This window comes from Actinomycetospora sp. (assembly GCF_055612215.1).
In genome coordinates, this window is record NZ_JBVPVA010000971.1 from 1 (window position 1) to 5,166 (window position 5,166).

The following is a 5,166-nucleotide window of genomic DNA, read 5'->3' on the forward strand; positions in this document are numbered from 1 at the left end:
GCAGCACGCGGCGACCGAGGTGGCGGCTCGCTCGAGTTCGGCGTTCGACGCCACGGACACCGCCCGGCTCGACGAGTTCTTCGCGGAGCTGCCGGGCCCGGTCGACCACATCCTGCTCACCGCCGGCAGCCCCTACTACGCCCGGCTCGCCGACCTGGACCTCGCCCGCGCCCGACGCGAGGTCGACGAACACCTCTGGCTGCCGATGCACGTCGCCCGCGCGGCCCTCGGGAAGGTCGGGCCGGGCGGGAGCCTGCTGCTGATCAGCGGCACCGTCGCGCGCCGCCCCGACCTCGGACTCACCGTGCCCGGCGCCCTGACCGCGGCGTCGGCAGCGCTCACCGCCAACCTCGCGCTCGAGCTGGCCCCGGTGCGCGTCAACCTCATCGCGGCAGGCTTCGTCGATACACCCCTCTCCGCGCGGCTGCTCGGCGAGGCGATCGACGAACGCCGTGATCAGCTCCGCGCCACGCTGCCCATCGGCCGCGTGGTCGAGGCGGGCGACGTCGCGGCCCTGGCCCTCCACCTCATGACGAACACCGCGCTCACCGGCGCGATCTACGACGTCGACGGCGGCCAACAGCTCCTGTCCGGTCCCGGACGCTGACGTCGTGACGGAGGGAGACCGGGCCGTGCTGCCCCCCGCGGAGTACCTGGTCGATTTCGAGCTCCACATCCCGACCGGGGCCGCTCGGGAGGACATCGGGCGACGGACGGCCGCGGAGGCGGCGGCCGCCGCCGACCTGGTGTCCCGCGGCCACCTCGTTCGGCTCTGGACCCGGCCGGCCGCGCCCGGGACCACGACCAGGAGCACCCTCGCCCTGTACCGCGCGCGTGGCCGGGCCGAGCTCGATGCCCTGCTCGCGGCCCTGCCGCTCTACGAGTGGATGCACATCGAGGTCATCCCGCTCGAGGGACATCCCGACGACCCGCTCGGCGTCGCAGCGCCCCGGGACGACCTGCCGAGCCCGCGGCTCGTGCCGATGTTCCGGGTGGACGCGGACCTCGCTCCGGCGAGCGATCTCGGGCCGCTGCCCGCCGGGCACCGACGGATCGTGCCGCTGACGGCGGGGACGATCACCGGACCCGCCGTCACCGGGACGTTGCTCCCGGGGGCGAGCGCTGACTGGCAGACCGTCCTCGCCGACGGCACCGCGCTCGGCGACATCCGCTACACCCTCGAGACCGACGACGGCGACCTCCTCGACGTCCGGTCGAACTCGATCCGCCACGGCGACGCCCCGGTGCTCGCCCGTCTCGCCCGCGGGGAGGACGTCGACCCGCGCGAGTACGTGTTCCGGGCCGCCACGCGGATCGAGACGGCCGCGGAGGGCCTCGCCTGGATGAACAAGGGCGTCTTCGTGACGGTCGGCGCCCGACGCGCGGGCGGCGTCACCTACGACACCTATCTGGTGGAGTGAGCTCCCCCCGCACCCCTCGCCCACCCGACGGACGTGACCGAGATGAGGTACCCGATGCGCTCCGACATCCGACCCGGCGCCGTGTTCCCCGACTACGCCCTCCCCGACCACACCGGCACCGTGCGCACCCTGCGGGAGCTGCAGGGACGCGACCCCCTGGTGCTGACCCTCGCGCGGGGCCACTTCTGCCCCAAGGAGCACCAGCAGCACCTCGAGCTCGCCGCGGCCCAGCCGAAGTTCGCGGTGGCCTACACCCGGATCGTCACCATCGCGACCGATCCGCACCACACACTGCAGGAGTTCCGGGCCTCGGTCGGTGCCGGGTGGACGTTCCTGTCCGACCCCGGGCGCACGGTCCAGCGGGACCTCGACATCCAGGAGTACACCGACCCCGAGAACGACCCGATGATCCCGCACACCCTCGTGCTGGAGCCCGGCCTCGTCGTGCACACGATCTACAACGGCTACTGGTTCTGGGGCCGCCCGTCGGTGGTCGACCTCTGGCACGATCTGCGCTCGGCGACCCGCGCGGTGCGGCCCGACTGGGACCTGAGCACCCCCGGACTGCGGGAACGCTGGGACGCCGGCGACCTGGCGCCCTTCCACGGCTGGGACCGGCGGACCTCCGCGGCCCTCGCCGGACGCCCGGCAGGCGACCGCGGATGACGCCCGAAGGGGGCGGGCCCCCGGCGGCGACGCTGCGCTCGGTCAACGTCGGGCTGCCGCAGGACGTGCCGTGGCAGGGCCGCACGGTGCGCACCGCCGTGTGGAAGCACGCCGTGGACGGCCCCCGCCGGGCGCGGCGGCTCAACCTCGACGGCGACGGGCAGGGCGACACCGCCGGACACGGCGGCGAACAGCGCGCCGTGATGGTCTATCAGCTCGACTCCTACCGGTACTGGCAGCGCCACCTCGGGCGCGACGACTTCCAGTACGGCCAGTTCGGGGAGAACCTCACCGTCGACGGCCTGCCCGACGACGAGGTGTGCATCGGCGACCGCTACCGCATCGGCGACGCCGAGTTCGAGGTCACCCAGCCGCGGGTCACCTGCTACCGGGTCGGCATGCGCCTCGGTGAGCCCGAGATGCCCGCGCTCCTGGTCGGCCACCACCGCCCCGGCTTCTACATGCGGGTGCTGCGCGAGGGCGACATCGAGGCCGGCGACCGGATCGTCAAGACCCGGGACGGGCCCGAGGGACTCACCGTCGCCGACGCCGACGCGCTGCTGTACCTGCCCGGGCGCGACCCCGCCGAGCTCCGGAGGGCCACCCGCATCCCCGCCCTGAGCCCCGGGTGGCACGACTCGTTCCGTGAGCTGCTCGCGGCCGAGGACGCCGACCACGGCGAGGCGGGCACGGGCCCCGAGCAGCCGGCCTGGGCCGGCTTCCGGACGCTGCGGGTGAGCGACGTCGTCCCCGAGACCGCGACCGTCTCGTCGATCTACCTGGCCGCGCCCGACGGGACCCCGCTGCCGGCCGCCCGCGCCGGCCAGTACCTGACGGTGCGGGTCTGCGGCACCGACCGACCGGCCCGGGTGCGCAGTTACTCGATCTCCTCCGCGCCCGGGTCCGCGGTCTACCGGATCAGCGTCAAGCACGAGCCGGGCGGGGCGGTCAGCGGCTACCTGACGGGCGCCGTCCGGCCCGGTGACCTGCTCGACGTGGCCGCGCCCCGCGGCGAGTTCGTGCTCCGCGACGGCACCGGCCCGATGCTGCTGATCTCGGCGGGCATCGGCGTCACGCCGGAGCTGGCCATGCTCCACGAGTGCGTCGCCCGACACCGGGACCGCGACGTCTGGTGGGTCCACGGCGCCCGCGGACCCCGCGAACACGCGCTCGCGGACGAGGCGCACGCGCTGCTCGCCACGCTCCCCCGCGTCCACGAGTACGTGTTCTGGAGCCGGGCTACCGACGCCGAGCGCCGGTCCGGGCACGCCCTACCCGGTCGCCTCACGAAGGACGCCCTGGCCGCCCTCGACGTCCCGACGACCGCGGACGCATACCTGTGCGGGCCCGCGGCGTTCACCAGCGACGTCGAGGACGCCCTCACCGCGATCGGCCTCGACCCGGCCCGGGTCCACACCGAGCTGTTCACCACCCGGGGCTCGATCACCCCCGGCGTGGTCGGACCGGGCGGGCGACCGCCGCACCCACCCCCCGGACCGCCTGGGACGGGCCCGCTGGTCACCTTCGCCCGCAGCGACGTCGCCACCGCGTTCCCCGCAGCCGCGCGCAGCGTGCTCGAGCTCGCCGAGAGCTGCGACGTCCCCACCCGCTGGAGCTGCCGGACCGGGGTGTGCCACACGTGCGCCACGCCGTTGCTCTCCGGCGAGGTCGGCTACACGCCGCCCCCGCTCGAACCGCCGCCCGACGGCGAGGTGCTGATCTGCTGCGCGCAGCCCACCTCCGACGTCGTGCTGGACATGTGACCGCGACGAGCGTCGCGCCGAGGAGGAGCAGATGACCCGCACCGCGCCCGCGAGATCGGACCCGGCCCCCGAGGTGACCGTGACCGGTGACGGCGACGACCTCGCCCTGGTCGACGCCTGGTGGCGCGCGGCGAACTACCTGTCGGTGGGCCAGATCTACCTGCAGGACAATCCGCTGCTGCGCGAGCCGCTGGCCGCCGAGCACGTCAAGGCGCGCCTGCTGGGCCACTGGGGCACCACGCCGGGCCAGACGTTCGTGTGGGCCCACCTCAACCGGGTGCTGCGTCGCAGCAGCTTCGACCCGCTCTACGTCTCCGGGCCCGGCCACGGCGGACCGGCCGTGGTCGCCGCCGCGTGGCTGGAGGGCACGTACTCCGAGCGGTACTCCCACGTGTCCGACGACGAGGAGGGGATGCGGGCGCTGTTCCGCCAGTTCTCGTTCCCGGGCGGCATCCCCAGCCACGCTGCGCCGGAGACCCCGGGCTCGATCCACGAGGGCGGGGAGCTGGGCTACTCGCTGGCCCACGCCTACGGCGCGGCGTTCGACAACCCGGACCTGCTGGTCGCGTGCGTGGTCGGGGACGGCGAGGCCGAGACCGGGCCGCTGGCGACCGCGTGGCACGCCAACAAGTTCTCCCATCCCGTGCACGACGGGACGGTGCTGCCGGTCCTGCACCTCAACGGCTACAAGATCGCGAACCCGACGGTCCTCGCGCGCATCCCCGAGGCCGAAATGCTCGACCTGTTCACCGGCTACGGCTACCGGCCCTTCGTGGTCGACGCCGGCCTGGACGAGGACCACGCCGCGGTGCACCGGCGGATGGCCGGGACCATGGACGACATCGTCGCCGAGATCCGCCGGATACGACGGGACGCGGCGGAGACCGAGGCCGCCGGACGGCCGGTGACACGGCCGCGCTGGCCGATGCTGATCCTGCGCACCCCGAAGGGCTGGACCGGGCCCCGCGAGGTCGACGGCGTGGCGGTGGAGGGCACCTACCGCGCCCACCAGGTCCCGCTCGCCGGGACCCGCGAGAACGCCGAGCACCTGGCCGCTCTGGAGCGCTGGATGCGCTCCTACCGCCCCGAGGAGCTCTTCGACGGCGCGGGCCGGCTGCGCCCGGAGCTGGCCGCGCTGAACCCGGGCGGTGCGCGGCGGATGAGCGCCACCCCGCACGCCAACGGCGGGGAGCTGCTGCGCGAGCTGCGGCTGCCCGACTTCCGCGACCACGCCGTCGCGGTCGACCGTCCGGGGGGACCGGTCGCGGAGGCCACCCGGGTGCTGGGTGGGTGGGTGCGCGAGGTGATCCGCGCCA

The 5,166-nt window shown here is 74.6% G+C and carries 5 protein-coding genes; all 5 read left to right on the top strand.

Going from position 1 to position 5,166, the window contains the following annotated elements; genetic code table 11:
- Window positions 1-607: SDR family oxidoreductase (locus AC0CYZ_RS26450; protein ID WP_472220906.1), on the top strand; the 607-nt coding region annotated here is incomplete at its 5' end.
- 4 nt (window positions 608-611) lie between these two features.
- Complete coding sequence (locus tag AC0CYZ_RS26455; protein WP_472220908.1) at window positions 612-1,421, top strand: muconolactone Delta-isomerase family protein; 810 nt, start codon at window positions 612-614, stop codon at window positions 1,419-1,421.
- A gap of 42 nt (window positions 1,422-1,463) precedes the next feature.
- Complete coding sequence (locus AC0CYZ_RS26460; protein ID WP_472220914.1) at window positions 1,464-2,087, top strand: redoxin domain-containing protein; 624 nt, start codon at window positions 1,464-1,466, stop codon at window positions 2,085-2,087.
- Window positions 2,084-3,850 carry an MOSC domain-containing protein gene (locus AC0CYZ_RS26465; protein WP_472220910.1) on the top strand — a complete coding sequence of 589 codons (1,767 nt, stop codon included), beginning with the start codon at window positions 2,084-2,086 and terminating at the stop codon, window positions 3,848-3,850. The genes AC0CYZ_RS26460 and AC0CYZ_RS26465 overlap by 4 nt, the downstream gene beginning before the upstream one ends.
- A 31-nt stretch (window positions 3,851-3,881) precedes the next feature.
- Window positions 3,882-5,166 (top strand): phosphoketolase family protein (locus AC0CYZ_RS26470; protein WP_472220912.1); only part of this gene is annotated, 1,285 nt, incomplete at its 3' end.

Bases quoted from the DNA above. Each gene is read 5' to 3' on its own strand.
- AC0CYZ_RS26460 (WP_472220914.1), top strand. From the start codon at position 1,464: ATGAGGTACCCGATGCGCTCCGACATCCGACCCGGCGCCGTGTTCCCC.
- AC0CYZ_RS26465 (WP_472220910.1), top strand. From the start codon at position 2,084: ATGACGCCCGAAGGGGGCGGGCCCCCGGCGGCGACGCTGCGCTCGGTC.